At 62.8% G+C, this 1,681-nt stretch carries 1 protein-coding gene and 1 pseudogene; both read right to left on the bottom strand.

Annotated elements, in window-relative coordinates; genetic code table 11:
• Positions 1 to 743 (bottom strand): annotated as a pseudogene (locus A1351_RS07365) (helicase); the annotation flags it as partial.
• Positions 736 to 1,530: a hypothetical protein gene (locus A1351_RS07360; RefSeq protein ID WP_064032655.1), complete on the bottom strand. Its 795-nt coding sequence runs from the start codon at positions 1,528 to 1,530 to the stop codon at positions 736 to 738. The pseudogene A1351_RS07365 and the gene A1351_RS07360, both read right to left, overlap by 8 nt.
• Between the last annotated feature and the right edge of the window lie 151 nt (positions 1,531 to 1,681).

The raw sequence follows: 1,681 nt of genomic DNA, 5'->3' as shown, positions 1-1,681 counted from the left end.
GGTCCGGAGAACACACTGTAGGCCGCGCGGCCGTCGCCAAACGGATCGGCGAGTTCGTCGATGCACAGCGCTTTGACGCGTAGGAACAATTGGCGCGCGACCGATAGATCATCGGCCGCGGCGTCGTTGCGCAATTGGCGAGCCAGGGCGCGCACGCCGCGAAGCAGAAGATCGAGGAGCACCTCCAGGGCGCGATCTTCAGGCGCCGTAGCCGCAGCTTCCGGAAGCCGATCGGAGAGAATGTCGCCTAGGCGGCCCTCCGACAACTTCCTCAACGCGAGCAGCAAGGCCCTTTCGGTTGATCCGACAGCGTCGTCGTTGATGACAATTCGCTTGGCGACCTCGGCGGCGTCGGGGTAGGCCTCGGCGATGAGGAACAAGAGCGCTGCGCTGATTTCGGAACTGATGCTTGTGGCGCTGATCCTACTGGCGGGCTGCGCCCCGACCCGGGCAAGCCGCCGAGCTTGGTGCGCTGAGGCGGCGACGAAGGCCGCAGCGGCTCGGTTGTCGCGATCCGGCATCAAGGCGACGTAGATTTCATGGGTCGCGGCCAACCGGGTCAGCAGCGTCAAGGTCTCTGCGACCTCGGTGCCCTCGGGATCCGGCGACCTGGTTCGTAGACGGATTCGCGCGGCCACAACCGTCGCGAAGGCGTCGGTCAGGATTTGCGGCAGAGCCGCAAGATCAAGGCCCTCCAGCGGTGGGGCTCGTCGGATGAGGTCCACTGTTTCCGGGTCAAACATCGTCGGGCAGACCGTTGACCTTGGCGATCACCAGATTCGCAAACGTCTGCATCCACGGCCGCAGGTCGGGGACATGCATCGTCTCTGCGCGACGTCGACTGGTATCGCCGGGGGCGTAGCTGTCGAAATCCTTGAACAAGGCCATGCGTGGTTTGGCGGTGGCGTGCGACTTGTCCACGGTGATCGCGACCCGATAGCGCCGCGCTTCCTTCCAGGCGATCTCCTGAACCGCAGCATCGACATCCAGGTCTGGAAAGGACCTCAACTGTGTTTCTAAAAGTGCGCTGACCTCCTGGGCCAACTCGTTACTGCGCTCGCCTTGCTCCAGGCGCGCGATCCCCGGCCAGACGTCGTCGCGGATGGTGTCGCGCGGATTCTCAGTCGCCTTGTCCTCGAAGACGACTACCGCGGTGACCTCGCCAGCGTCGCTCAACTCCAGTTTAAGCCCATCGAAGCCCTTGTGGGCTTTGATTAGGTGCGGCGCCCGGATGGCGACGCCTCCGTCATTGTAGGCCGCAATCCAAGAAATCGCCTGGAACATCCATCCGTCGCGATGCCAGGGCTTTTCGTCAGGCTTGAGCGAGAGAAGGGCAATTGCGTCTTTCTTTGCTGCCTGGGTGACCTTGGCGGCCGACGCCCCCGTGCCGAGTAGGATCTTGCTGACGTGGCGGTATTGACCGACGGCAATCCGCGCAACCTGCTCGGCTAAAGCGTCCCGATCGACCACGACCCACTCCGAACCTTCGCAGAGGTTCGGTGCGATCACCTTTTGAAGCGCCAACGTCACTCGATAACCATCATGCTAGAATAGGCCGTTAACCGCACCGGCGGCAGGCACGGATTGTACAGCAACGCTTCGGGCGCGGAAACTCCGGGCGGTCGCAAATCCTGGCCTAGATAAGCGGCTCGAAGTCACGAAACTTGGAAGGGATCGACGA

This window comes from Methylosinus sp. R-45379 (assembly GCF_001644125.1).
Lineage (GTDB): Bacteria > Pseudomonadota > Alphaproteobacteria > Rhizobiales > Beijerinckiaceae > Methylosinus.
This window is presented reverse-complemented; position numbering and strand designations above follow the sequence as displayed.